Raw genomic sequence first — 23,450 nt, 5'->3', positions numbered from 1 at the left:
CGTGGCAGTCGGTGCCCGGTGGAGGCCGATGGTGCCTGCGGAGGCGTCTGCCGGGAGATGAGCGTCTCCTTGCGGGCGGAGGGCCTGGCGGGACCGGGCCGCGGGTTGTCGATGAGGTGTCAATGCCCAGCGGTCCGGTGCCGGAGCTCCGGGCTCAGGACCGACGGCCGAGAGCTGCGCCGAGCGCGGCGATCCAGATCAGCAGCAGGGGCAGTGATAGGAACGCCATCGGGGTCAGGGCGGTGGACAGCAGCAGATAGCCGATGCCGGACGCGGTAATCGTGGCGGCGAGGACCCAGCCGGTGACGGCCTCCCAACGCCGCAGCAGTGAGCCGTGCCGCGAGGCCGCGCAGGCTGCAGTGGCGAGCGCGGCGAGCGCGAACATCTTGACGCCGTCCAGGCGCTGGACCACCTCGAACAGTGCGCCGCTCCTGCCCGGTGACGCCGGATCGGCTCCGGACACGGCGATCAGCTCCATGACGAGTTGCACGGACGCGAGTGCGGCCGCGACCGTTCCGGCCCATCCGGCGAAGCGAGCCGTAGCGTTGCCGGTCCGGCGGGCCCAGCCGAGCAGTCCGGCTCCGACGACCACAAGGCTGGCGGCCGCCACACCGTGCACAAGCAGCGCCTGGGCGATCGCCTGGACCGTCCGGTCGGCGTACGCGGTCGCGATCCGGGCGTATGTGTCACCGACTTCGGGTGTGGCGCCCCATGCGACGGCGAGCCCGACGATCCATGCCGCGGCGTGTGTGTATCCGGCGGCGCGGGAGGCGGTGGCCGGCCCCGTAGCGATCACGGTCATGCGGTGTCTCCCTGGCTTTTGTCGTGGATGGCATGGGCGAACGCCTCGCAGGCGATTCGCCATGCGGCGTCCAGGTCTGCGCCGGGCGGGAAGCGGCCGTCGAGTTCGAGCACGACCATGCCGTGCGCGAATGCCCAGAGCGAGCGCGCGATGTCGATGTCACCGTGCGCCACGCGGACCAGCGGCATCGCCGCGCGGTCCTCGAGCCCTTCGGGCAGTGCGGTGCGGACGAGCGGCCGGGTGTGGGTGATGCGGTAGAGGTGCGGGTTGGCGAGGGCGTGCCGCCGGTAGGCGCGGGCGAGCGCAGACATGGGCGGTTCGACGCCGATCTCGGCTTCGGCGGCCTCCAGTTCCTGCGCCAACTGGGCCATGCCCTGCGCCTGGAGGGCGGCCTCGACGGCGGCCTTGTCGGGGAAGTGCTTGTACAGGGACGGTGCCCGGATGCCGACGCGCTCGGCGATGCGCCGCATCGACAACGCGTCCGGCCCTTCGGTCTCGAGCAGTTCCCGGGCGGCGGCCGTGATCTGCTGCGCGCGCTCAGCCACGGCGCGCCGTCCGCGCGATTGCGATGCTGGTGGGCCGGCCGGGCCCGGCGGCGGGCAGGGTGCTGCCGGTGGTCGTGGTAGTGGTCACGGTGGCCCTTCCGCGTCGAGACTGATCCGATTGAGCTAACGTCGTTAGCCGTGTGGTCGTCACCATATGGCTAACGTCGTTAGTCATCAAGTCTGGAGCGTGTCAAAACTCCGATCAGGCCGCTGAGCTGGGGGCGTTGTCAGGTTGGTTGATGGCGTGCCGGTAGGGTGATCTTCGGGTTGGTTCACCGGTTCGGGGAGGGGCGGCGTGGAGGCTGCGGGGCCGTCGTACAAGGGGTTCCGGTTCCCGGCGGGGCGGCGTTGTCACGTTGGCGAGGATGTCATTGCTTGACGGCATGTCAGGGTGTCGTGGGGATCCACCGGGGGGCTGGGCTCAGGCCCCCCCGCGGGCAGGCCGGTGCTGCCGGTGATCTGGTCCCAGATCGCGAAGCGGGTGGTCATCTCGAGGCGGTGTTCGGTGGCGGTGAGCAGGTTGTGTCGGGGGCGGAAGTGGGGTGAGATGCTGCTGAACGCGGCCGGGAACCGCTGCCCTGCGCCGACGCTGCGGAAGCCGTTCATGGCGCGCTCGCGCTGCTTCGTTGGCTGGTGGGAGTTCTCGGCCCGGTTGTTCAGCCCCTTGTGCGAGCGGTGCTCGACCGAGGGCATGACCTCGCGGTGGGCGGCGCCGTAGGAGCGGTACGTGTTCGCCGCGATCGAGCACGTTAATCGGCGGATCCGGGTCCTGGGCGCGACCGCGCATCCGACCGCGTCCTGGGTGGTCCAGGCGGCGAGGAATCTTGTCATGGACCTCGAGGGCGCCGGCTGCCGGGCGCGCTATCTGATCAGGGACCGGGATGGGAAGTTCCCGCGGTTGTTCGACGAGGTGCTCCAGGACGAGGGTATCGAGGTCGTGCTCAGTGGCGTCCGGATGCCGAGAATGAACTCGATCACGAAGCGGTGGGTGCAGACCTGCCGGTGAGAACTGCTGGACCGCATGTTGACCTGGGATCAGCGTCATCTCCTGCACGCACTGCGCGAGTTCGAGACCTTCTACAACGAGCACAGACCGCACCAGGGCCTTGCGAACGCCCGCCCCCTCCACCTACTGCCCGCTCTGATCGAGGACCAGACCGGATCGCCCGTCTGAACATACGACGGACGATCGCGGCTTGGCGGCACCCTCCACGAGTACCAACATGCGGCCTGACCAGCACGGATGAGGTATTCGGCAAGCGCAACGCTTGCGCGTGCGCCTCTGCCGGGTGTGCGGGCGCCCCGTCCGCTGCCATGGAACCGCCGATCGCCGCGCCCGTCCCTCGCCTCACCTCATCGAAGAGCCCTGCACCACCGCGTCCGAGTCCTGCCGCCCCGGCGCTTCACCCGCTGCCGAGGCGGTCGCGGCTGCGTCGGTGATGTCGGCGCGGTGCGACTCCCGCGTCAGTGCGATCGCCGCCGCGCTGAGGAGGCACACGCCGATCAGGTAAACGCTGACCGTTGCGGAGTGGGTGCCCCCGCCGGCCCCGGCGAGCAGGCTGCTGGCGATCAGCGGCGCAGTGCCCGCGCCCAGCGTGGAGGAGAGCTGGTAGCCGAGCGAGGCGCCGGTGTACCGGGCACGCGTGCCGAACATCTCGCTGACGAATGCCGCCATCGGCCCGTACATGGAGGCCTGCAGGATCGGGTTGCCGATGATGTACGCCGCGAAGAGGAGCACTGCAGAACCACTGTTGACCAGTGCGAACAGCGGGAACGCGGCAGCGGCGGTGACCAGCGCGCCGGTGATCATGACGGGGCGGCGACCCACCCGGTCCGAGAGCATCGCGAACGCGGGGATCGTGAAGATGTGCAGCGCCGAGGAGACCGTCTGCGCGAGCAGCACGGTCGAGCGCTCAAAGCCGACACCGGTGGCGTACGTGAGCATGAAGGTGGCGAGGAGCGACTGGAGGACGAGGGCCGCGCAGCCGCCTAGGCAGGACAGAACGATGTTCTTGCGGTAGCGGCGCAGGACGGTGAGAAGGGGCGCTTCCTGCTTGGCCGCCTCCTGCGCGGCCCGACGCTGCGCCTCGGCGAAGACCGGGCTCTCGCTGGCCTTGAGCCGGATGAACAGGCCGATCACCATGAGCAGCAGGCTGAGCAGGAACGGCACCCGCCAGCCCCAGGCCAGGAAGTCGTCCTCGGGCAGCGCGGAGAAGGCGGCGAAGACCACGGTGGCGAGCACGGCCCCCGCGGGTCCGCCCATGTTCGCGAATGACGCCATCAGACCGCGACGCCCGGTGCTCGCGTGTTCCATGGCCATGAGGGCGGCGCCGCCCCATTCGCCGCCGACCGCGATGCCCTGGACCAGTCGGCAGACGACGAGCAGCATCGGCGCCCAGATGCCGATGGTGCCGTAGGTGGGCAGCAGGCCGATGGCGAAGCTGGCGAGCGCCATCAGGGTCATGGTCAGCACCAGCATCGACTTACGGCCGACTCGGTCGCCGAAGTGGCCGAAGACGATGCCGCCCAGAGGACGTGCGACGTAGCCGACGGCGAGGGTGCCGAATGCGGCGATCGTGCCGGCGAGCGCGTTCAGGTCGGTGAAGAACAGCTCATTGAAGACAAGTGAGGCGGCGGCGCCGTACAGCAGGAAGTCGTAGAACTCGATGGCGCTGCCGACAAAGCTGGACAGGGCGATTCGTCGTGACTCGGCGCGACGCGCAGCGTCGTTGAGGGGCATCTGCGGCTCCGTGGGTTCGGTGCGCTGCGGAGGGCACCCGGGGCGGCAGCCGGGTCGTCCACGGCCACCACGCGTGTGTGCATTTTCCGCACAGGCGTATGTAGATAGCGAACACCATGCGGGCGGCCCGGGAGGGTGTCAAGAGTCGTCCGAATGATCGATCAAACCGGCCGCGGCGCATACGAAGCAGGCCCCCACGACAACGTGGGGGCCCTGTAGGCAGCGCGGGGAGGTGCGACGGCGCGGCTCAGCCCAGGGCCGTGATCTCCTTGGCGACCGCCCGCATCGCGGGCACGGATGCGTCGGCCACGTCCTCGCGCGACGTGATGAGGTTGACGCACATGTGCAGCGCCGGATCGGCCATGCCCAACGGCACGGCGACGCCGTACGCGCCGGGCTCGATCTGCCCGAAGGTCCGGGCGTACCCCTGGTCACGGGCCTGCGTGACGTCGGGCGACTCCCCCGGCACGGGCGGGCGCAGCGCCGCCAGAGCCAGGCCGGCGGCGCCGACGCCGACGGGGTGGCGACTGCCGACCCGGTAGCTGAGGTGGTAGTCCACGGACCACGGTTCGACCACGGCGACGGCGACGGCCTCGTCACCCTCCGCCGCGATCAGCGCCACCGTGGCGCCGAGCTTGTCGGCCGTACGGCGCAGCACGGGCAGAGCGGCCTCGCGGACACCCGCCGCGTATCCGCGCGCCAGCGTCACCGTGCCGGACCCGGCCCGGTAGCGGCCGTCGGACGCCCGTACGACCAGATGGTGCTCGGTGAGCGTGACCAGGATCCGGTACGCGATGGTGCGGTGGACGCCCAGCCGCTGCGCCACGTCCTGCACGGCGAGCCCCTGCGGCTGCGCGGCGACAAGTTCGAGGGCGAGCAGCCCACGCGCGAGCGTCTGGGACCCGACGGCCTTGCCCGCCGTCCCGCTCCCCCGTCCCGCGGTGGGCCCGGATCCGCCGCTCGGCGCACCTTGCGTGTCCGCCACCGTCTGGTTGTCGCTCATCCGCTCAGTCTACGTGCACAGCAGTGACACACCGTCACCCCCGGGGCGCCGGCACCGTCCCGTACAGTCGGAACACCGCGCAGGACGTCACACCTGCCTCCCTGACGAGACGACCTTGGCGTCGTGTGCCGCAGCACACCGGACGTCCCCGGAAGGAAGAACCCTTGAGCGACGACGCGCCGAGCGGCGTGCTGGTCAAGGCCCTCACCGTGCTGCAGACCTTCACCGTCGAGGACACCACCCTGGGGTTCGCCGAGCTGCAGCGGCGTACGGGCTTCGCGAAGAGCACACTGCACCGGGTCCTCGGCGATCTGGTGGCTACCCGGCTCCTTGACCGCGTCGAGGGGCGCTACCGCCTGTCCGGCCTCGTCTTCGAGCTGGGGATGCGCGCATCGGTCGAGCGCGGACTGCTCGAAGTGGCCACGCCCTTCCTCGAGGACCTCTATGTGCGCACTCACGAGCTCGTCCATCTGGGCACGCGCGAGGGCTCGGAGGTCGTCTACGTCGCCAAGATGGGCGGCCACCAACAGGCGGATTCGCCGTCGAGACTCGGCGGACGGATGCCGCTGCATGCGACGGCGCTCGGGAAGGTGCTGCTGGCCCACGCCCCGGCCGAGGTGCGCGAGGCCACGCTGCGCGGCCCCTTGGAGCGCAAGGCACCCCGGACCATCACCAACGTCGACGTCCTGACGCGGCAGCTGTCCGACGTCGTCACGAAAGGCGTCGCCTTCGAGTACGAGGAGTCGGCGGTCGGCATCGTGTGCGTCGCGGCCGGGGTCTTCGGACCGTCGGACGAGATCGTGGCGGCAGTCAGCGTGACGGGCCCGGTGCACCGGTTCCAGCCCGCCCGGCACGCCACCAGCGTGCGCGCGGCCGCGGCAGGGATCTCCGCAACGCTCGGTCGCCGCGCGGAGCTGCGCAACCACTGACCCTTGAACGGCCCGAAGTCGGGTGAGTTCCGCCAGGCGGAACTCAATGCTGGGCGTGGGGCGACCCCTTTGTCCAAGCTGAGGGCATGAACGAGATTTCCCCCGGCAACGACGCCGTGGTGCAGGCGGGGCAGCGGCTGCTGCGCGCCGCCGCCGACCGCGTGCCCTGTCCCCCGGTGCGCGACCTGATCGGCAGCGACGACGTGAAGGCTGCCTACGCCGTCCAGGAACTGCTCACCACACACCGTCTCACTGCGGGCGCCCGCATCGTCGGCCGCAAGATCGGCCTCACCTCGCCCGCGGTGCAGCGGCAACTGGGGGTGGACCAGCCGGACTTCGGCGTGCTGTTCGCCGACATGAGCGTCAAGGACGGAGCGTCCGTGCCGGTCGGGGAGCTGCTCCAGCCCAAGGTCGAAGCGGAGATCGCGTTCGTCCTGGGCACGGACCTCGCGTCCGGGCCGCTTGACGACGCCCAGATCCGGGCCGCCGTGGCGCACGCGGTCCCCGCGCTGGAGATCGTGGACAGCCGGATCGCCGACTGGGACATCACCTTCGGTGACACCGTCGCCGACAACGGCTCCTCCGCGCTCTACGTCCTAGGGACCCGGGCCAAACCGCTCGCCGAGTTCGAGCCGGTCGAGGCCGTCATGACCTTGAAGCGGCACGGCGAGACCGTCTCCAGCGGTGACGGCGCCGCCTGCCTGGGCGACCCGCTCACCGCGCTCGCCTGGCTCGCCCAGACCGCGCTCGACGTCGGCGACCCACTACGCGCGGGCCAGGTAGTGCTGTCCGGCGCCCTCGGCCCGATGGTGCCCGCAGTGGCCGGCGACGCATTCACCGCCGACATCACCAGTCTCGGGTCCGTCTCCGTCCGCTTCCACGACGCGTCCGGCGTCTCCGACTCCTCCGGCGAAGGAACCTCCGCATGAAGACCAAGGTGGCCGTCATCGGATCGGGCAACATCGGCACCGATCTGATGATCAAGATTCTCCGACTGTCGGACACCCTCGAGATGGGGGCGATGGTCGGCATCGACCCCACGTCCGACGGACTCGCCCGAGCCGGGCGGCTCGGCGTTCCGGTGACCGCCGAAGGCGTCCAGGGGCTGATCGCGATGGAGGGCTTCGAGGACATCAAGATCGTCTTCGACGCGACGTCCGCGAAGGCTCACGTCACCAACGCCGCGGCGCTCGCGCCGTACGGCAAGCAGCTCATCGACCTGACCCCCGCCGCCATCGGCCCGATGGTGATCCCGGCGGTCAATCTGACCGACCACGTCGCAGCGGACAACGTCAACATGGTGACGTGCGGCGGCCAGGCCACCATCCCGATCGTTGCGGCGATCTCCTCGGTGGCGCCCGTCCCGTACGCGGAGATCGTCGCCTCGATCGCGTCGAAGAGCGCCGGTCCCGGCACCCGCGCGAACATCGACGAGTTCACCGAGACGACCAGCCATGCCATCGAGACGGTCGGCGGTGCAGACTGCGGCAAGGCCGTCATCATCCTGAACCCGGCGGAGCCGCCGCTGATCATGCGTGACACCGTGCTCGCGCTGGTGAACGCGCCCGACGAGGCCACGCACGACGCGATCCGTGCGGCCATCGCGAAGCGGGTCGACGAAGTGTCGGCGTATGTACCGGACTACCGCCTCAAGCAGCAGGTGCAGATCACGCCGGTCCCCGCCGACCAGCCCATCCACACCCTCACCACGGCGCCGGTCACCCATCAGGTCTCCGTCTTCCTGGAGGTCGAGGGAGCCGCCCACTACCTGCCGACGTACGCCGGAAACCTCGACATCATGACCAGCGCGGCCCTGCGGATGGCCGAGGCCATGGCCGCCCGCGCCAACGAACTCCAGGGAGCCGACGCATGACCGTCGCCAAGCTGTTCACCCAGGACGTCACCCTGCGCGACGGCATGCACGCCATCCGGCACCGTATCGAGCCCGAGCAGGTCGGCCGGATCGTGGCCGCCCTCGACGCGGCAGGCGTCGACGGGATCGAGGTGTCCCACGGCGACGGACTCGCCGGCGGGTCCCTCAACTACGGCCCCGGCAGCCACACCGACTGGGAGTGGATCGAGGCAGCGGCGGCCCACATCAAGAACGCCCGCCTCACCACCCTCCTCCTGCCCGGCATCGGCACCATCGAGGAGCTCAAGCAGGCGTACGCGCTCGGCGTGCGTTCAGTGCGGGTGGCCACGCACTGCACCGAGGCCGATGTGTCGGCCCAACACATCGCCACAGCCTGCGAGTTGGGGATGGACGTCTCCGGCTTCCTGATGATGAGCCATATGGCCGACGCCAGGACGCTGGCCCAGCAGGCCAAGCTGATGGAGTCCTACGGCGCCCACTGCGTCTACGTCACGGACTCCGGCGGCCGCCTCATGATGGACGGCGTCCGCGAACGGATGCGCGCCTACCGCGACGTGCTCGACCCCGCCACCGAGATCGGCATCCACGCCCACGAGAACCTCTCCCTCGCCGTCGCCAACTCCATGGTCGCGGTGGAGGAGGGCGTGACCCGCGTGGACGCGTCCCTGGCCGGCCAGGGCGCGGGCGCCGGCAACTGCCCCATCGAAGCGTTCATCGCGGTCGCCGACCTCAACGGCTGGAACCACGGCTGCGACCTCTTTGCCCTGCAGGACGCGGCCGAGGACCTGGTGCGCCCCCTGCAGGACCGTCCCGTCCGCGTGGACCGCGAAACCCTCACGCTCGGCTACGCCGGCGTGTACGGCTCGTTCCTGCGCCACGCGGAAACCGCGGCCGAACGCTACGGCGTCGACGTCCGCACGATCCTGGTGGAGGTCGGCAAGCGCGGCCTCGTCGGCGGCCAGGAGGACATGATCGTGGACGTGGCACTGGGACTCGCGCAGGCAAGCTGACGCCACGTACGACACAGGGCCGGGAGGGCAGGATCTCCCGGCCCTGCTCGGCGTGCCGTCGTGGCCGCTCCACGGCGGCCGCGTGACACCGGCCGACCCCGGGCGACGTGATGAAGCCCCCTTGACATTCCAGCCGAGCAAGCGTTCCATCGATATGACGACGGTGTAAATAACGCTCGTTAGCGTGCACATAAAGAACGAGGAGCCGGATCGTGTCCCTTACCAAGGAAGCCGCGTCGCACGACATCGCCCTTCCGTCGGGCCTGCGCATGCGCTATTACGAGGCTGGGAAGGCCGAGGCCGCACCGGTCGTGCTGCTGCACGGTTCCGGCCCCGGCGCGACGGGGTGGTCGAACTTCTCGGGCAACATCGGTGAGATCGCCAACGCCGGATTCCACGTCATCGCCCCCGACATGCCTGGCTGGGGCGACTCCGACGCCCAGGTGACCAAGGACATGGACCACGACGCGACGCTCGTGGAGTTCCTCGACGCGCTGGGCCTCGCGAAGGCCGCCCTTGTCGGCAACTCGATGGGCGCCCACACCGCGGTCCGCTTCGCCACGCTGCACCCGGAGCGCATCACACACCTGGTGACGATGGGCGCCTCACTCGGCCGCGGCCCGGCCTCTCTGTTCGGCGCGGGCGACGGCCCGAGCGAGGGCCTGACGGTCCTGGTCAAGGCGTACAAGGACGCGAGCCCAGAGAACATGAAGGCGCTCGTCGAGATCATGACGTACGACAAGGCGCGCTTCGCGACGCCGGAACTCACCCGGGCCCGCTCGGAGGCGGCCCTCGCCCGCCCTGACCACCTGAAGAACTACGTCGAGGGCCTCGCGCACGGCGCCCCCATTCCGATCAAGGTCGACCGCGACCAGATCCCCGGCATCCAGACGCCGACCCTGCTGATCCACGGCAAGGACGACCGCGTGCTGCACTACGAGACCAGCCTGTGGCTTCTGGCCAACATCCCCAACTCGCGTCTCGTGCTGCTCAATCGGTGCGGCCACTGGGCGATGATCGAGCACGCCGCCGAGTTCAACCGCCTCGTCATCGACTTCCTGTCGCACAACTGAACCGGCAACCGAATCGATCGGAACACCCCCATGACCACCTTCGACACCGACGTCGTTGTCATCGGAGCAGGGCCCGTCGGCCTCACCCTCGCCAATCTGATCGGCGTACGCGGTCACCGGGCCACTGTCCTGGAAGCCCGCCACGAACTGATCGACTACCCCCGCGGCGTCGGCCTCGACGACGAGTCGATCCGCACCCTGCACACGGCGGGCCTGTGGGATCGGATCCAGCCGTTCACGGTCCCGCACCACGTGGTACGGCTGGTCAACGGCACCGGCCAGGTCCTCGCCACCAACAACCCGAAGACGCAAGAGTTCGGCTACCCGCGCAAGCACGGCTTCGTCCAGCCGCTGGTCGACAAAGAGCTCGCCGCCGGCCTCGACCGGTTCCCGGACACCGAACTGCGCTTCAGCCACAAGGTCGTCGGCCTGGAGGATCGCCGTGACCACGTCGTGGTCACCGCCCAGCGACTCGACGCCAAGGGCGAGGTCACCGGCACGGTCACCGTCACCGCCAGGTACGCCGTCGGTTGCGAGGGCGGCAGCTCCTTCACCCGCAAGTGGATGGGCGCGCAGTTCGAGGGGAAGTCGCCCTCGACCCGCTGGGTGGTCGTCGACGTGGCGAACGACCCGATCGGCACCCCGTCGGTCTACCTCGGCGCCGACCCGCGCCGCCCGTACGTGTCCATCGGTCTGCCCCAGGGCATCCGCCGCTGGGAGTTCATGCTCCACAACGACGAGCCGACCGAGCTGTGCGACGACCCCGCGTTCATGCACTCCCTGCTCAAGCGCCACGTCCCCGACCCGTCGGCGCTGAAGGTCATCAACCAGCGCACCTTCACCCACCACGGCCGCGTGGCCTCCGACTTCCGCAAGGGCCGGGTCTTCCTCGCCGGCGACGCCGCGCACCTGATGCCGGTCTGGCTCGGCCAGGGCTGGAACTCCGGCATACGCGACGCAACGAACCTGGCGTGGAAGCTCAGCGCCGTCCTCGCCGGCGACGCGACCGACGCTCTCCTGGACACATACACCGAGGAACGCCGCAAGCACACCTCCGACATGATCGATGTGAACATGGCGGCGGGCACGGTCATGAAAATGGGCCGTTTCGGCAGCACGGTGCGCGACGCCGCCGCGTCCGCGCTCAACCTCGTGCCGAAGTGGAAGTCCTACTTCACCGGCTTTCTCCGAGGATGCCCCGGCCTTCAGGCCGGGGAGGAATCGGACTCCTGCGGAGCAGGGCAGGGACAGCCGGATCGCCGTCAGGGCGATCCGGCGTCCACTCCGCACGGTCGTGATGCCGCCCACAACGGTCAAGAACTCTCAACTGTCAGTCCTCCCAGGTAGGTTCGGATGCATGACGACAGAAGCGACCACGAAGGACACCGGGCATGCCCGGTACACCTTCCGTGTACGCCTGTCGAAGACAGCCCGGCGCGCACTCGAAGCCGAGTGGGATCGCTGCCGGTGGCTCTGGAATGAATGCGTGGCCAAGTCCCGGCAGGCCCACGCGCAGAGCAGAGCGGGCGGCGAGAAGTTGACGTGTGGTCCGGCGCAGTTGGACAGGATGCTGACCGACGCCCGCGGGGTGATGCCGTGGCTGGCTGAGGGCGCGAGCGTGCCGCAGCAGCAGGTGATCCGGGAGTTCGCCAGGTCGAGGGCGAAGGCGCTGAAGGACATCAAGGACGGGCTTGCGCAGCACCGCCGGGCGGGGATGCCCCGCTTCAAGCGCAAGCGTGACAGCCGACCGTCGCTGAACTACACCCGGCGCGGTTTCCGCCTCAAGGAGGGCCGTCTGCACCTTGCGGGCCAGATCGTGCTGAGCGTGGTGTGGTCGCGGGCTCTTCCGGCCGACCCGTCGAGCGTGCGCGTGTACCAGGACACGCTCGGGCATTGGTACGCCTCCTTCGTCGCCCCGGCCCAGGTCGAGCCGCTTGTGGAGACCGGCCACGTCCTGGGCGTGGACTGGGGTGTAAAGGAGACCGCGACCACCACGGATGACGCCTACGACCTTCCGCATGCCGAACACGGCAAGCGGTCCGCTCAGCGGCTCACGAAGTACCAGCGGATGATGGCCCGGCGCCGGCGACCGAAAGGACAGCGTGCATCCACCGGCTACCGGAAGGCGCAGGCACAGGCAGCGAAGCTGCACAGGAAGATCGCGCGGCAGCGAGAGGACACCGGCCGCAAGTGGGCCAAGGCCGTCATGCGCGATCATGACGGAGTGGCGGTGGAGGACTTCCGCCCGAAGTTCCTCGCGAAGACCACCATGGCCCGCAAGGCGGCCGACGCGGCCATCGCGGCGACGAAGCGCGCCCTGATCGAGATGGGGCGCAAGCACGCACGGGACGTCCGTCTGGTGCACCCGGCGCACACCACGATGGACTGCGCAACGTGCGGGGCGAGAACCAAGCACGCACTCCCTCTCTCGATGAGAACGTATACCTGCACCGTGTGCGCAGCCGTGTCCCCCAGGGACAAGAACTCCGCCCGCGTGATGCTGGTCCGGGCAGGTTGGAACCCGGACGGTGTCGAGGGCGTAAGACCACCTGAGCCGCTGGCTCCGGTGGCAGCCTGAGCCGTACATCCCCGCTCAACCCTGGAGGGTGGAGAATCCCCTCCCTTCAGGGAGGGGAGCCTTCAATGAACTGCGGTTCAAGCCCATGCCGCGCTACGCCGCCGGTGTCGTGGTCGACCAGGCCACACTCACCCCGGGCACGGCGCGGGCCGGCTTCAAGCGCCGCGGCCGACTGGCCCCGCTCATCGACTCCGCCGGCGACCTGTCGCCGGTCGGCCTGCAGTTCATCCAGCCCCGGGTCAACACCGCGGACGCCACGAACGTCCTCCTTGACGACGTCACCGGCGACTGGTGGACGCTGGCCACCTGGGGCACCGACCCGACGGCGTACCTCACCGACGCCGACCTCGCGCTCGTCCGCCGCCACCGGATCAGGCTGGTCTCCTTCATGCCCGAGACCCAGCGCACCTGGGCCGAGCAGCAGTACGCGAGCTCCCCGGCACCCGTCACCGTGGTCGGCGACACCACCGGCGCCCTCAAGGACTGGTTCGACGTCCGCGCCTGCGGCCTCGTCGTCCTGCGCCCCGACCACTTCGTGGCCACCGCCGCCCTCGCCCGGCAGGCACCCCAGGCCCTCGCCGCGCTACGCAAGGCGGCCTCGCTCACCGAGCAACCCGCCGAGGAGTCCGTCAACGCGCCTGTAGAGGAACTCGCCACGGAAGGAGCCCCGTCATGACCGTCGCCCTGGTCACCATGTCGCACAGCCCGCTGTTGGAATTCGCCGACCCGCCCGCCGAGGTGGTCGACGCTGTCCAGGGCGCCTTCTCCGCGGCGCGGACCTTCGTCAGGAAGTACGACCCCACACTGATCGTCTCCTTCGCACCCGACCACTACAACGGCTTCTTCTACGACCTGATGCCGCCGTTCTGCATCGGCTACGAGGCCCTGGGCGTCGGCGACTACGGCACCGCCGACGGCCCGCTCAGCGTGCCGACCGAGCGCGCCGAGGAACTCGCCCAATGGGTGGCGGAACGCGACATCGACGTGGCCATCTCCCGCCGGATGGAGATCGACCACGGCGCTATCCAGCCGCTGGAGATCCTCTTCGGCGGCATCGACACGGTGCCGACCATCCCGGTCTTCGTCAACGGCGTGGCGAAGCCCTTCGTCACAATGCGTCGCGTACGACGGCTCGGCGAGGCCATCGGTAGCTTCCTCGCCACCCTCAAGGACGAGCGCGTCCTCGTCATCGGCTCCGGCGGCCTCTCCCACGACCCGCCGGTCCCCCAGTGGGCCACCGCCAACGACACCACCCGCGCTATGCTGCTCAACGGCAGGCATCCCACGGCCGCGGCCCGCGACGCCCGCCAGCAAAGGGTCATCGACGCGGCGAATGCGTTCGCCGCGGGCACGGCCACGATCCAGGACCTCAACCCTGAATGGGACCGGGCCCTGATGACGACACTCGCCTCGGGCGACCTCTCCCCCATCGACGAGATGACACCCGCGCAGATGGCCAAGGACGCCGGCAACTCCGCCCACGAGGTGCGCACTTGGGTCGCCGCCTTCGCGGCACTCGGCGCGGCGGCCCCGTACGACGTGACGTACTCCTTCTACCGACCGATCAAGGAGTACATCGCCGGCTTCGGTGTGATGGCAGCGTGCACCACCGCGTAAGTGCCCAGTAGTACTTCGTCGGCTTCTAGCGGTGCAGGTGCCCGGTCCAGCGCCGCAGCAGGTCCTGGAGGAGGTTGAGGACCTTGTAGAGAATCAGGATGCTCGATCCGCCAGCCAATATGACGGCTCCGATCTACTGCGCCGCATCCACTACGGCACCCGCACCGCTCCAGATTGGCTGCACTGCTCGTGACCTGGGATGACGTCCCCCTAGGCCGGTACGGCACCATCGGTTCTTGTGCTCGTGCGGATGCTCTACCTGATCACTACGCGGATCTTCGCGTGGCTTGCCCTGCTGTCCCGATCCCCTGCAGCCAAGGAGGCCGAAATACTGATCTTGGGGCACGAGGTGGCGGTGCCGCGCCGCCAGGTTGCCGCTCCGAGGCCCACCTGGTCGGACCGTTCACTGCTCGCGGCCCTCGCCCGGCTACTCCCCCGAGCGCTGCGCAGCCACCGGATCGTCTCCCCACGCACCCTGCTCGCCTGGGGCCAGCGGCTGATCAAGCAGAAGTGGACCCGGCCCCCGTCCGCGGGACGCCCCCGGTGTCCGAGGAACTGCGCGAGATGATCACTCGGCTCGGCGCCGAAAACCCGCGATGGGGCTTCATACGCGTGCACGGCGAACTCCGACGCCTCGGGCACAAGGTCAGCGCGGCCACCGTGCGCCGGGTCCTGCGCGCCGCCGGCCCGGGTCCCGCCCCACGACGCCATGCGGCGCGCGGCGAGTGGGCCTCATTCCTCAAAGCCCAGGCCCACGGCCCGGTCGCTACCGACCTGTTCCACATCGACATCATCGGACTGCAGCGGCTGTACGCCCTGTTCGTCATAGAGGTACGCACGCGCACCGTGCACATCTTCGGCGTCACCGAGCACCCCACCGCCGCGTGGGCTACCCAGCAGGCCCGCCAACTGCTCTGGCAACTCGACGACCGCGGCACTCAGTTCACTCATCTCATCCGGGACCGGGACGCGAAGGTCACCGCCGCGTTCGACACCGTCTTCGCCAGCCAGGGCATCACCGTGGCCAAGGTCCCCCCGCGCAGCCCCAACTGCAATCCGCACGCGGAACGGTTCATACGCTCCGTACGGGAGGAGTGCACCGACCGGGTCCTACTCTTCGACCGCGGCCACGCCGAGAAGATCCGTCGACGACCTCGGTCTCGCGGGTGCCGCAGGTCGCCTCCTGGCACGCCTGGCGGACCGCGACGCCGGCCTCCCCGACCACCGGAAGGAACGCCGTGCCGGGCGCTACGGTCAGCCCGCCGGTGGCCGGTTCGACCTCGAAGGCGTCGGCGCGAGCCGGTGCGTCGGGCTCCCCCGAGCTGGAGCGGAAGCGGCGCCGGTGGGCGGCTACGCCGCGGCGTGCTGACCGAGTACGTCCAGCACTACGACCGGCACCGCCCCCACCAATCCCGGCAGCAACTATCCCGGACAGCAGTATTGAAGGCTCCCCTCCCTGAAGGGAGGGGATTCTCCACCCTCCAGGGTTGAGCGGGGATGTACGGCTCAGGCTGCCACCGGAGCCAGCGGCTCAGGTGGTCTTACGCCCTCGGCACCGTCCGGGTTCCAACCTGCCCGGACCAGCATCACGCGGGCGGAGTTCTTGTCCCTGGGGGACACGGCTGCGCACACGGTGCAGGCATACGTTCTCATCGAGAGAGGGAGTGCGTGCTTGGTTCTCGCCCCGCACGTTGCGCAGTCCATCGTGGTGTGCGCCGGGTGCACCAGACGGACGTCCCGTGCGTGCTTGCGGCCCATCTCGATCAGGGCACGCTTCGTCGCCGCGATGGCCGCGTCGGCCGCCTTGCGGGCCATGGTGGTCTTCGCGAGGAACTTCGGGCGGAAGTCCTCCACCGCCACTCCGTCATGATCGCGCATGACGGCCTTGGCCCACTTGCGGCCGGTGTCCTCACGCTGCCGCGCGATCTTCCTGTGCAGCTTCGCGGCCTGTGCCTGCGCCTTCCGGTAGCCGGTGGATGCACGCTGTCCTTTCGGTCGCCGGCGCCGGGCCATCATCCGCTGGTACTTCGCGAGCCGCTGAGCGGACCGCTTGCCGAGTTCGGCATGCGGAAGGTCGTAGGCGTCATCCGTGGTGGTCGCGGTCTCCTTCACACCCCAGTCCACGCCCAGGACGTGGCCGGTCTCCACAAGCGGCTCGACCTGGGCCGGGGCGACGAAGGAGGCGTACCAATGTCCGAGCGTGTCCTGGTACACGCGCACACTCGACGGGTCGGCCGGAAGAGCCCGCGACCACACCACGCTCAGCACGATCTGGCCCGCAAGGTGCAGACGGCCCTCCTTGAGGCGGAAACCGCGCCGGGTGTAGTTCAGCGACGGTCGGCTGTCACGCTTGCGCTTGAAGCGGGGCATCCCCGCCCGGCGGTGCTGCGCAAGCCCGTCCTTGATGTCCTTCAGCGCCTTCGCCCGCGACCTGGCGAACTCCCGGATCACCTGCTGCTGCGGCACGCTCGCGCCCTCAGCCAGCCACGGCATCACCCCGCGGGCGTCGGTCAGCATCCTGTCCAACTGCGCCGGACCACACGTCAACTTCTCGCCGCCCGCTCTGCTCTGCGCGTGGGCCTGCCGGGACTTGGCCACGCATTCATTCCAGAGCCACCGGCAGCGATCCCACTCGGCTTCGAGTGCGCGCCGGGCTGTCTTCGACAGGCGTACACGGAAGGTGTACCGGGCATGCCCGGTGTCCTTCGTGGTCGCTTCTGTCGTCATGCATCCGAACCTACCTGGGAGGACTGACAGTTGAGAGTTCTTGACCATTGTGGGCGGCATCACGGCCGTGCGGAGTGGACGCCGGATCGCCCTGACGGCGATCCGGCTGTCCCTGCCCTGCTCCGCAGGAGTCCGGTTCCTCCCCGGCCTGAAGGCCGGGGCATCCTCGGAGAAAGCCGGTGAACCGCCCGCCCTGGCCAACGTCACCGACCTCCGGGCCCACCGAATCCAACGACGGTCCGTCCTCGGTGACCTGATCAACGAGTACCGCCACGCTGCCTGGCCGGAAGGACACCGCCGCAGCTCACAGCACCGAATCCGGTTGCAGACCGTGGTTCGCAGGGAGCTTGGGTCTCCTCTACCACTCCCCACGGGGACGGCCGCATCCCCGCGCCCTGTTGAAAGGCCTCGGCGCCGCCTTGATCAAGCCCCGTGGAGAATTCGTGGACGGCACGACGCGAGGCCGCCTCTCACCTGCTTCCGTCCGAGGCAGCGCCATCCACCGGCGCCGGGATCCGCTACCGGCCGCGGGGAGTCGCGGAACAACGAGGTCAAGAGTCGTAAACTTTCCCCATGCACCTTGTATCGTCCCGCCGTCGTGAGGCCGCCCAGTGATCGCGGACCACCAGGAGGGCTGGATCGACGCCACGGCCGGTGTGGCGGGGGACATGCTGCTCGGTGCACTGCTCGACGCGGGCGCCGGGCTGCCAGCTGTTCAGGCAGCGGTCGACGCGGTGATCCCCGATACTGTACGGCTGTCCTGGAAGCGGGTTCACCGTGCCGGGCTGCGCGCCACGAAGGCCGAGGTCGAGCCGCTGGCCAAGGACTATCCCCACCGCACCTGGCGGTCCGTCAAGGACTTGATCGCGCAGGCCGGTCTGCCCACTCCGGTACGGAACCGGTCGCTGGCCGTGTTCGGCCGTCTGGCCGAGGCGGAGGCGCAGGTGCACGGCGTGCCGGTCGATGAAGTGCACTTCCACGAGGTTGGTGCGTGGGACTCGATCGCCGATGTCGTGGGGGTGTGTACCGCACTGTACGACCTGGGTGTCTCGCGGCTCACCGCGAGTCCGGTGGCCCTCGGGTCCGGCCGGGTGCGGGCCGCTCACGGGGACATCCCGGTGCCGGTGCCCGCGGTCCTCGAACTGTCGGCGGGCTGGCAGGTGATGAGTAACGGTGAGGGCGAGCTCGCCACGCCGACCGGCATGGCCCTGGTGACCACGCTGGCCGAGCGCTGCGGCGCTCTGCCCCCACTGCTCGTACGGCGGACCGGCATGGGCGCGGGCACGAAGGACACTCCGGGCCGCCCCAACGTCGTACGGGTCGTGCTCGGTACGCCAGTACCGGCCGGCCAAGACGAGGAGCGGGAGGCGACGGACGTGGTCCTGGAGGCCAATGTCGACGACCTGGATCCGCGGTTGTGGCCTGGTGTGCTGGCTTCCCTGCTTGCGGACGGAGCGTCGGATGCCTGGCTAGTGCCGATTCTGATGAAGAAGGGCCGGCCGGCGCATACTTTGCGGGTGCTGGCTCCGCAGGTGCGGATCGCGGCGCTGCGCGAGCGGGTGTTCCAGGAGACCAGCACGATCGGGGTGCGTGAGTCGGTCGTACGCAAGACGGTTCTGGAGCGTACCTGGGTGAGGGTCACGGTGCTGGACGGGCAGTCCGTGCCGGTCAAGGTCGCCCACCGGAAGGGGACGATCGTCCGGGCGACACCGGAGTTCGAGGACGTGGCCGCGCTGGCCGCAGCTCATGGGTTGCCCGCCGTCACCGTGCTGGAGGCCGCGAGCGCGGCGGCGGTGGCGAGGGGGCTGGTAGCGGGTGCGGAGCTGCCGTCGGGCGACGCCGTGTGACACGGCGTCGGCCGCGAGCCCCGCGTCCGGCACCCGTCAGTCCCCGAACGGGGCGGCGATCTGGGCCGCCAGGTGACCTCCACCGTAGCCGTTGTCGATGTTGATCACCGCGACGCCCGGGGAGCAGGCGTTGAGCATGGACAGCAGTGGGGCCAGCCCTCCGAACGCGGCGCCGTAGCCGACCGACGTCGGGACCGCGACAACGGGGGCGGCGATCAGCCCGGCCACCACACTGGGCAGTGCCCCGTCCATGCCTGCAACGACGACCACGGCCCGCGCTGCGCGCAGCACGTCGAGCTTGCCTAGAACGCGGTGCAGACCCGCCACGCCGACATCCACGACGAGTTCGGTGTGGCGGCCGAGGTAGCGCGCGGTCAGCAGCGCCTCGCGGGCAACGGGGACGTCGGAGGTGCCGGCGCACACGACGGCCACCTTGCCACCGGTGGGCGGCGGCGCCGTGGGCGGCCAGGCGAGCAGGTGGGCGTCGGTGTCGTAGTAGGCGTCGGGCAGTTCGGCGAGGACGGCCTTGGCGTGCTCCTCGCCAGCCCGGGTGAACAGGGTGACGGGGCCGACGCCCTTGTCCCGTACGGTGGCGGCGATGGCCGCGACCTGGGCGGGGCTCTTGCCTTCACAGTAGACCGCTTCCGGGTAGCCGCGGCGGCCGGCCCGGTCGTGATCCAGGTCAGCGACGGCGGCCAAGTCCAGCGAGGACTCCCGGTCTCCGGCGGGATCCTGCGGTACGGACGGAGCGTTGGGGGTCTCAGGCACGGTCGGCACCTCCCGTAACTCCCACCAGCGGCAGCGTGAACGCGCCGGACTGGATGCCCGCCAGGTCGACGGCCACCATGCGGAAGCCCGCGGCCTTCACCGCGGCCAGGACCGCGTCGCGGAGGTCGGGCGAGGCAGCTCGGGCGATCTCCTCGGCGGGCAGTTCGAGACGGGCGATGTCGCCGTGATGGCGGACCCGCGAGTCGCTGAAGCCGAGTTCACGCAGGGCCTTCTCGGCCTTCTCGATCTGGCCGAGCTTGGTGGGCGTGACCTCTTCGAAGTGTGGGATGCGGGAGGCCAGGCAGGGCGCGGCCGGCTTGTCGGCACTGGGCAACCCCAGGGCCCGGGCGAGGCGGCGAACGGCAGCCTTGTCCAGGCCTGCGTCAGCGAGCGGCCGCAGCACCCGGTGGTCGGTGGCGGCGCGGCTGCCGGGCCGGTCGGGACGGCGGGCGTCGTCGGCGTTCTCGCCGTATGCGATCGCGGCCAGGCCGTGGGCGGCGGCTACCTCGTTGGAGATGCGGGTGAACAGCTCGTCCTTGCAGTGGAAGCAGCGGTCCGGGCCATTGGCGCGATAGGCGGCCGACTCCTCTTCGTGCGTGGTGACCTCCACGACGCGGGCCCCGAGGTAGGCGGCCACGTCATGTGCGGCGAAGCGCTCGTCAGCGGCGAGGCTGGGCGAGACGCCCAGGACCGCGACAACCTGGTCGGCGCCCAGAGCACGGATGGCGAGGGCGAGCAGCAACGAGGAGTCCACGCCACCGGAGAAGGCGACGCCCAGCGGCGCGGCGCCACGCAGCAGTGCGACGACCGCTTCAGCCGCTTCGGCGTCGGCGCCGTCGAGTCGTCGCGTGTCCTGTGTCGTCATCTGTCCTCCATTGCTGTCCGGCGTGGATGGCCTGGCCCGTTGGCGGTGCGGGGTCGGGCCGCTCCGCGTGGGTGCGGCCGCGCCACTGCGGTTCGCGGCGCTCCGTCCTGACGGTGGGGCCCGTGATCAGGCCGGGCCCCACCGGGCTTTCACTGCACCGTGCCATGCGCGGTTTCGGCGCCGGCGCACGGTGCTGTCGGTCAACGGATCGCGATGTCGGGAACGATGTCGTTGCAGCTCGCCGGCACCGGCATCTCGCGAGACGCGGGGAGCGAGTCCCGCCACCATCCGGCCGACCGGCCCGTACCCTCGGCGTCCAGCCGGAAAGCCCACAGTCTGTTCAGGTTCTTGCACTCTCGCGTTGCGGTGTCCTGGGGCCTGAACATCCCGTTCTCCTGACTCGTCTACGGCGTCTTCGCGGCGCGGTGTGCCGGGGTATAACGTTCAATTAATTGACGGCGGCAGGAGACTGGCAAGCGGTTGCCACCTATTGCCCTGGCCTCAGGGCAATAGCCCCGCACCAGCACGTTCGGCACGCCCCGCGCGCCGCCGACCGTTCGTGCCAGACCCCTCGAACACTAGGAGCATCGTGGCGGACACACCGTCTGCGCAGGCCGGCGCGTCGCGCTCGCCGACCATATATGACGTCGCGGCGGCGGCTGGTGTGGCTCCGTCCACGGTCTCCCGGGCGTTCTCCCGGCCGGGCCGGGTGAACGCCGCGACGGCGGAGCGTATCCGGCAGGTCGCCGCTGAGCTGGGTTACCACGCGAACCCGCTGGCCCGTGCGCTGCCGACCGGCCGCACGACACTGATCGCCTTCGTGATCGCCGACATCGCCAATCCGGTCTTCGCCCAGATCGTCATCGGTGCGCAGACGGCGGCGCGCGAGGCCGGCTATCTGATCCTCCTGGTAGACGCGCAGGAGTCAGACCAGCTGGAGCGCGAGTCGCTGGAGCGGATGCTGCCGGCGGTGGAGGGGATCGTCCTGGCCAGCTCCCGGATGTCGGACTCCGCGATCCGGATGATCGCCAAGCAGCGGCCGCTGATCGTGCTGAACCGTGTGGTCACCGATGTGACGAGTCTGGTCAACGACGATGTCAACGGGATGCGCCAGGCGATGGAGCACTTGGTCGGGCTGGGCCACCGCACGATCACCTACGTGTCCGGGCCCGAGGCCTCCTGGGCGGGCGGGGTGCGCTGGCAGGCGCTACGCGAGGCGTCCTCGGACCTGAGCGTAAGGGTGCGGCGCACCGGTCCGTACCCGCCGACGGTGAGAGGCGGACAGCAGGCCGCGGAGGAGTTGCGCCGGCCGAAGTCCTCGGCTGTGATCACGTACAACGACCAGGTCGCCATAGGTCTGATGCGCGGCTTGCACGCGGCTGGCCTTCGGGTGCCGCACGACCTCAGCGTGGTCGGATTCGACAACATCAGCGGATCCGGGCTGGTAACGCCGGGGCTGACCACGGTTGCCGTGCCGGCCCGTACTCAAGGCCACACCGCTGTCCGGACACTGCTGGCGGAGGTGGGTGCCTCGCAGACTCACTCCGGTAAATCGGCGATGCTGCCCACCCGGCTGGTGGTCAGGGAGTCGACAGCGCGGCGGGTACGGAAGCGGTCGGTCGACGGTTCCCGACAATCCCCCGCCTGCTGATCATTGGGCGCGGCCCCTATGCCGCCTCGCGGTCCGCCCTCAGCCGGTACAGGACTTCGCCGGCCTGCGGGACCACCAGGGTGTCCTGGTCGGCCTCGTACGCGGCGATGTCCACGAGGGCGGGGTCGAGGTAGTTGAGGTTCGCGCCGCGCACGACGTCCTCGGGGATCCCGGTGGCGAGAGTAACGGTGACGCGGCACCGCTCACCGCGCACCTCGTCGTACGTGCCCGCGCCGCGCAGATGCGTGGAGTGGGCCAGCACACCCCAGTGCAGGTCCTTGAAACGGTCCCACTGCTTGGTGAAGTAGTCCCGACAGTGGTATCCGATCTCGGCGATCTCCGGGTGCATCTCGGAGATCTCGGTGACGTGCGGGGCGTAGAGAATGACCTCACCGCCGTCGGCGACGACCGGCTCCAACTTGTAGAAGCCCTTGGCGGCGGTCCAGATGTCCTCGTACTTATCCGGCATGATCGACAGCACCCGCTTGACGGGGTTGTCGAGATAGCGCACGTGGGTCTCGGCCGAGACGTCGGCGGCGGCGGCCCAGGCATCCTCGGGCGTGCCGAAGCAGGCCGAGTGCAGTGCGCCTGTGCCGGACTGGGCGACGACGCAGAGCGCGAGGCGGCGGCTGGGGATGAGTGCCGCGGCCTCGTTGATCAGGGCGCGTACGGGCGTGATGCCGCGGGTGCCGATGATGTCGGCGCTGGTGATGAGGGCGCCCAGCCAGTGCGAGAGGTCGATGATGTCGGCGCCCGCGACACCGGGGAAGAAGTACTTGTTGCCGCCGGAGAAGCCGACGACCTCGTGCGGGAAGACCGGGCCGAGGACGAGGGCGACGTCGTGGTCGGTGACAGCGCGGTTGAGACGGACATCGACCGCGTGGTGGAGCAGTCCGCTGGAGAGTTCTCCGACCCGGTCGGCGGAGATCGTGCCGAGCGAGACGAAGGTCTGCGGGTCCCACCACTCGTGGTTGACCACGGTCATGCCCGGGTAGCGGGACGCGAGGTCGTCTTCGGGGTAACCGAGGTGCCGGGCCAGGTGGGCCTCGTCCATGGCTGCGTGGGTGCCCAGTGCGATCAGTACGGTCAACCGGCTCACCCGCCCGGCCAGCGCGCCGTGCACGGCGGAAAGGAGCAGCGGCAACGGACAGCTGCGTGTGGCATCGGGGACGACGACGCAGACGCTCTGGCTGTCCAGGCCCGCGCCGGACAACTGCTTGGTGACGAACTCCGTGACCTGTGCGTCGGTGAGGACCGCGCCCGGCCCTCCAATGTGGGCGGCCGGCAGGGTCGCCGCAGTGGTGGGGACCTGCTGGGCATTCACGACTGCACTATCGCTCATGGCGGCACGATGACGCCCTGGCAGGGTCTGTGCAAGGCGGTAGGACAACTTGTGGCAACCGATTGCCCATACGGGTCGGC

24 protein-coding genes and 1 pseudogene are annotated in these 23,450 nt (G+C 69.8%); 15 read left to right on the top strand and 10 right to left on the bottom strand.

Features of this window, described 5'->3' with window-relative positions; genetic code table 11:
• Window positions 1-154: 154 nt before the first annotated feature.
• The 3 genes and pseudogenes from ACQEXA_RS52610 to ACQEXA_RS52600 all read right to left on the bottom strand — a co-directional run.
• Window positions 155-802 (bottom strand): hypothetical protein, encoded by a 648-nt coding sequence (locus ACQEXA_RS52610; protein ID WP_433133631.1) that lies wholly within the window; start codon window positions 800-802, stop codon window positions 155-157.
• Window positions 799-1,347 (bottom strand): TetR/AcrR family transcriptional regulator, encoded by a 549-nt coding sequence (locus ACQEXA_RS52605; RefSeq protein ID WP_433133629.1) that lies wholly within the window; start codon window positions 1,345-1,347, stop codon window positions 799-801. Before ACQEXA_RS52605 ends, ACQEXA_RS52610 begins: the two co-directional genes overlap by 4 nt.
• A gap of 432 nt (window positions 1,348-1,779) precedes the next feature.
• Window positions 1,780-2,073, bottom strand: a pseudogene (locus tag ACQEXA_RS52600) (DDE-type integrase/transposase/recombinase); the annotation flags it as partial.
• 103 nt (window positions 2,074-2,176) lie between these two features.
• Here ACQEXA_RS52600 and ACQEXA_RS52595 point away from each other — a divergent pair.
• Both ACQEXA_RS52595 and ACQEXA_RS52590 read left to right on the top strand, forming a co-directional pair.
• Window positions 2,177-2,353, top strand: a complete 177-nt coding sequence (locus ACQEXA_RS52595; protein ID WP_433133627.1) for a hypothetical protein — start codon at window positions 2,177-2,179, stop codon at window positions 2,351-2,353.
• A gap of 15 nt (window positions 2,354-2,368) precedes the next feature.
• Window positions 2,369-2,521, top strand: a complete 153-nt coding sequence (locus ACQEXA_RS52590; protein ID WP_432922119.1) for a hypothetical protein — start codon at window positions 2,369-2,371, stop codon at window positions 2,519-2,521.
• A 174-nt stretch (window positions 2,522-2,695) separates the two neighbouring features.
• Here the strand turns inward: ACQEXA_RS52590 and ACQEXA_RS52585 are convergent, their stop codons facing one another.
• Both ACQEXA_RS52585 and ACQEXA_RS52580 read right to left on the bottom strand, forming a co-directional pair.
• Complete coding sequence (locus ACQEXA_RS52585) at window positions 2,696-4,087, bottom strand: MFS transporter (RefSeq protein WP_433133625.1); 1,392 nt, start codon at window positions 4,085-4,087, stop codon at window positions 2,696-2,698.
• Between the two features lie 247 nt (window positions 4,088-4,334).
• Window positions 4,335-5,090 carry an IclR family transcriptional regulator gene (locus ACQEXA_RS52580; RefSeq protein WP_432922124.1) on the bottom strand — a complete coding sequence of 252 codons (756 nt, stop codon included), beginning with the start codon at window positions 5,088-5,090 and terminating at the stop codon, window positions 4,335-4,337.
• A gap of 164 nt (window positions 5,091-5,254) precedes the next feature.
• On the opposite strand from ACQEXA_RS52580, the gene ACQEXA_RS52575 reads away from it, so the two are divergent.
• The 11 genes from ACQEXA_RS52575 (at window position 5,255) to ACQEXA_RS52525 (ending at window position 15,661) form a co-directional block, all read left to right on the top strand.
• A complete protein-coding gene (locus ACQEXA_RS52575) occupies window positions 5,255-6,019 on the top strand; it encodes an IclR family transcriptional regulator (RefSeq protein WP_432922127.1) in 765 nt (254 codons plus the stop codon).
• Between the two features lie 86 nt (window positions 6,020-6,105).
• Window positions 6,106-6,948, top strand: coding sequence for a 2-keto-4-pentenoate hydratase (locus ACQEXA_RS52570; RefSeq protein WP_433133622.1), 843 nt, complete (start codon window positions 6,106-6,108; stop codon window positions 6,946-6,948).
• Window positions 6,945-7,892: an acetaldehyde dehydrogenase (acetylating) gene (locus ACQEXA_RS52565; protein WP_433133620.1), complete on the top strand. Its 948-nt coding sequence runs from the start codon at window positions 6,945-6,947 to the stop codon at window positions 7,890-7,892. Before ACQEXA_RS52570 ends, ACQEXA_RS52565 begins: the two co-directional genes overlap by 4 nt.
• On the top strand, window positions 7,889-8,902 hold the full coding sequence (dmpG, locus tag ACQEXA_RS52560) for a 4-hydroxy-2-oxovalerate aldolase (RefSeq protein WP_432922136.1): 1,014 nt from the start codon (window positions 7,889-7,891) through the stop codon (window positions 8,900-8,902). The genes ACQEXA_RS52565 and dmpG overlap by 4 nt, the downstream gene beginning before the upstream one ends.
• Window positions 8,903-9,114: 212 nt before the next feature.
• A complete protein-coding gene (locus ACQEXA_RS52555) occupies window positions 9,115-9,975 on the top strand; it encodes an alpha/beta fold hydrolase (protein WP_432922139.1) in 861 nt (286 codons plus the stop codon).
• 30 nt (window positions 9,976-10,005) lie between these two features.
• Window positions 10,006-11,322 carry an FAD-dependent monooxygenase gene (locus ACQEXA_RS52550; protein WP_433133618.1) on the top strand — a complete coding sequence of 439 codons (1,317 nt, stop codon included), beginning with the start codon at window positions 10,006-10,008 and terminating at the stop codon, window positions 11,320-11,322.
• A gap of 10 nt (window positions 11,323-11,332) precedes the next feature.
• A complete protein-coding gene (locus ACQEXA_RS52545; RefSeq protein WP_433133616.1) occupies window positions 11,333-12,553 on the top strand; it encodes an RNA-guided endonuclease InsQ/TnpB family protein in 1,221 nt (406 codons plus the stop codon).
• Window positions 12,554-12,638: 85 nt separating this feature from the next.
• Complete coding sequence (locus ACQEXA_RS52540; protein ID WP_433133614.1) at window positions 12,639-13,229, top strand: hypothetical protein; 591 nt, start codon at window positions 12,639-12,641, stop codon at window positions 13,227-13,229.
• On the top strand, window positions 13,226-14,170 hold the full coding sequence (locus ACQEXA_RS52535) for a 3-carboxyethylcatechol 2,3-dioxygenase (RefSeq protein ID WP_433133612.1): 945 nt from the start codon (window positions 13,226-13,228) through the stop codon (window positions 14,168-14,170). Before ACQEXA_RS52540 ends, ACQEXA_RS52535 begins: the two co-directional genes overlap by 4 nt.
• Window positions 14,171-14,408: 238 nt before the next feature.
• On the top strand, window positions 14,409-14,738 hold the full coding sequence (locus ACQEXA_RS52530; RefSeq protein ID WP_433133610.1) for an integrase: 330 nt from the start codon (window positions 14,409-14,411) through the stop codon (window positions 14,736-14,738).
• Window positions 14,714-15,661 (top strand): integrase, encoded by a 948-nt coding sequence (locus ACQEXA_RS52525; RefSeq protein ID WP_433133608.1) that lies wholly within the window; start codon window positions 14,714-14,716, stop codon window positions 15,659-15,661. The genes ACQEXA_RS52530 and ACQEXA_RS52525 overlap by 25 nt, the downstream gene beginning before the upstream one ends.
• 15 nt (window positions 15,662-15,676) lie before the next feature.
• On the opposite strand, the gene ACQEXA_RS52520 is transcribed toward ACQEXA_RS52525, so the two are convergent.
• Complete coding sequence (locus tag ACQEXA_RS52520) at window positions 15,677-16,897, bottom strand: RNA-guided endonuclease InsQ/TnpB family protein (RefSeq protein ID WP_433133606.1); 1,221 nt, start codon at window positions 16,895-16,897, stop codon at window positions 15,677-15,679.
• A gap of 611 nt (window positions 16,898-17,508) precedes the next feature.
• Here ACQEXA_RS52520 and larC point away from each other — a divergent pair.
• A complete protein-coding gene (gene larC, locus ACQEXA_RS52515; RefSeq protein WP_433133604.1) occupies window positions 17,509-18,744 on the top strand; it encodes a nickel pincer cofactor biosynthesis protein LarC in 1,236 nt (411 codons plus the stop codon).
• A 36-nt stretch (window positions 18,745-18,780) separates the two neighbouring features.
• On the opposite strand, the gene larB is transcribed toward larC, so the two are convergent.
• The 3 genes from larB to ACQEXA_RS52500 form a co-directional block, all read right to left on the bottom strand.
• A complete protein-coding gene (larB, locus tag ACQEXA_RS52510; RefSeq protein WP_433133602.1) occupies window positions 18,781-19,512 on the bottom strand; it encodes a nickel pincer cofactor biosynthesis protein LarB in 732 nt (243 codons plus the stop codon).
• A complete protein-coding gene (locus ACQEXA_RS52505) occupies window positions 19,505-20,377 on the bottom strand; it encodes an asparagine synthase-related protein (protein WP_433133600.1) in 873 nt (290 codons plus the stop codon). The genes larB and ACQEXA_RS52505 overlap by 8 nt, the downstream gene beginning before the upstream one ends.
• 200 nt (window positions 20,378-20,577) lie before the next feature.
• Complete coding sequence (locus ACQEXA_RS52500; protein WP_432922167.1) at window positions 20,578-20,763, bottom strand: hypothetical protein; 186 nt, start codon at window positions 20,761-20,763, stop codon at window positions 20,578-20,580.
• A gap of 203 nt (window positions 20,764-20,966) precedes the next feature.
• Here ACQEXA_RS52500 and ACQEXA_RS52495 point away from each other — a divergent pair, with 203 nt between their 5' ends.
• On the top strand, window positions 20,967-22,028 hold the full coding sequence (locus tag ACQEXA_RS52495) for a LacI family DNA-binding transcriptional regulator (protein WP_432922170.1): 1,062 nt from the start codon (window positions 20,967-20,969) through the stop codon (window positions 22,026-22,028).
• 16 nt (window positions 22,029-22,044) lie between these two features.
• On the opposite strand, the gene ACQEXA_RS52490 is transcribed toward ACQEXA_RS52495, so the two are convergent.
• Complete coding sequence (locus tag ACQEXA_RS52490) at window positions 22,045-23,370, bottom strand: lactate racemase domain-containing protein (RefSeq protein WP_433133598.1); 1,326 nt, start codon at window positions 23,368-23,370, stop codon at window positions 22,045-22,047.
• Window positions 23,371-23,450 lie beyond the last annotated feature (80 nt).

The sequence above is a fragment of the Streptomyces sp. CA-106110 genome (genome assembly GCF_050936285.1).
Classification (GTDB): Bacteria; Actinomycetota; Actinomycetes; order Streptomycetales; family Streptomycetaceae; genus Streptomyces.
This window is presented reverse-complemented; position numbering and strand designations above follow the sequence as displayed.

Excerpts from the sequence above, each read along its gene's own strand:
- ACQEXA_RS52610 (WP_433133631.1), bottom strand. The coding sequence starts at position 802 with ATGACCGTGATCGCTACGGGGCCGGCCACCGCCTCCCGCGCCGCCGGA.
- ACQEXA_RS52595 (WP_433133627.1), top strand. The coding sequence starts at position 2,177 with ATGGACCTCGAGGGCGCCGGCTGCCGGGCGCGCTATCTGATCAGGGAC.
- ACQEXA_RS52590 (WP_432922119.1), top strand. The coding sequence starts at position 2,369 with ATGTTGACCTGGGATCAGCGTCATCTCCTGCACGCACTGCGCGAGTTC.
- ACQEXA_RS52585 (WP_433133625.1), bottom strand. The coding sequence starts at position 4,087 with ATGCCCCTCAACGACGCTGCGCGTCGCGCCGAGTCACGACGAATCGCC.
- ACQEXA_RS52580 (WP_432922124.1), bottom strand. The coding sequence starts at position 5,090 with ATGAGCGACAACCAGACGGTGGCGGACACGCAAGGTGCGCCGAGCGGC.
- ACQEXA_RS52570 (WP_433133622.1), top strand. The coding sequence starts at position 6,106 with ATGAACGAGATTTCCCCCGGCAACGACGCCGTGGTGCAGGCGGGGCAG.
- ACQEXA_RS52565 (WP_433133620.1), top strand. The coding sequence starts at position 6,945 with ATGAAGACCAAGGTGGCCGTCATCGGATCGGGCAACATCGGCACCGAT.
- dmpG (WP_432922136.1), top strand. The coding sequence starts at position 7,889 with ATGACCGTCGCCAAGCTGTTCACCCAGGACGTCACCCTGCGCGACGGC.
- ACQEXA_RS52550 (WP_433133618.1), top strand. The coding sequence starts at position 10,006 with ATGACCACCTTCGACACCGACGTCGTTGTCATCGGAGCAGGGCCCGTC.
- ACQEXA_RS52545 (WP_433133616.1), top strand. The coding sequence starts at position 11,333 with ATGACGACAGAAGCGACCACGAAGGACACCGGGCATGCCCGGTACACC.
- ACQEXA_RS52540 (WP_433133614.1), top strand. The coding sequence starts at position 12,639 with ATGCCGCGCTACGCCGCCGGTGTCGTGGTCGACCAGGCCACACTCACC.
- ACQEXA_RS52535 (WP_433133612.1), top strand. The coding sequence starts at position 13,226 with ATGACCGTCGCCCTGGTCACCATGTCGCACAGCCCGCTGTTGGAATTC.
- ACQEXA_RS52520 (WP_433133606.1), bottom strand. The coding sequence starts at position 16,897 with ATGACGACAGAAGCGACCACGAAGGACACCGGGCATGCCCGGTACACC.
- ACQEXA_RS52505 (WP_433133600.1), bottom strand. The coding sequence starts at position 20,377 with ATGACGACACAGGACACGCGACGACTCGACGGCGCCGACGCCGAAGCG.
- ACQEXA_RS52500 (WP_432922167.1), bottom strand. The coding sequence starts at position 20,763 with ATGTTCAGGCCCCAGGACACCGCAACGCGAGAGTGCAAGAACCTGAAC.
- ACQEXA_RS52490 (WP_433133598.1), bottom strand. The coding sequence starts at position 23,370 with ATGAGCGATAGTGCAGTCGTGAATGCCCAGCAGGTCCCCACCACTGCG.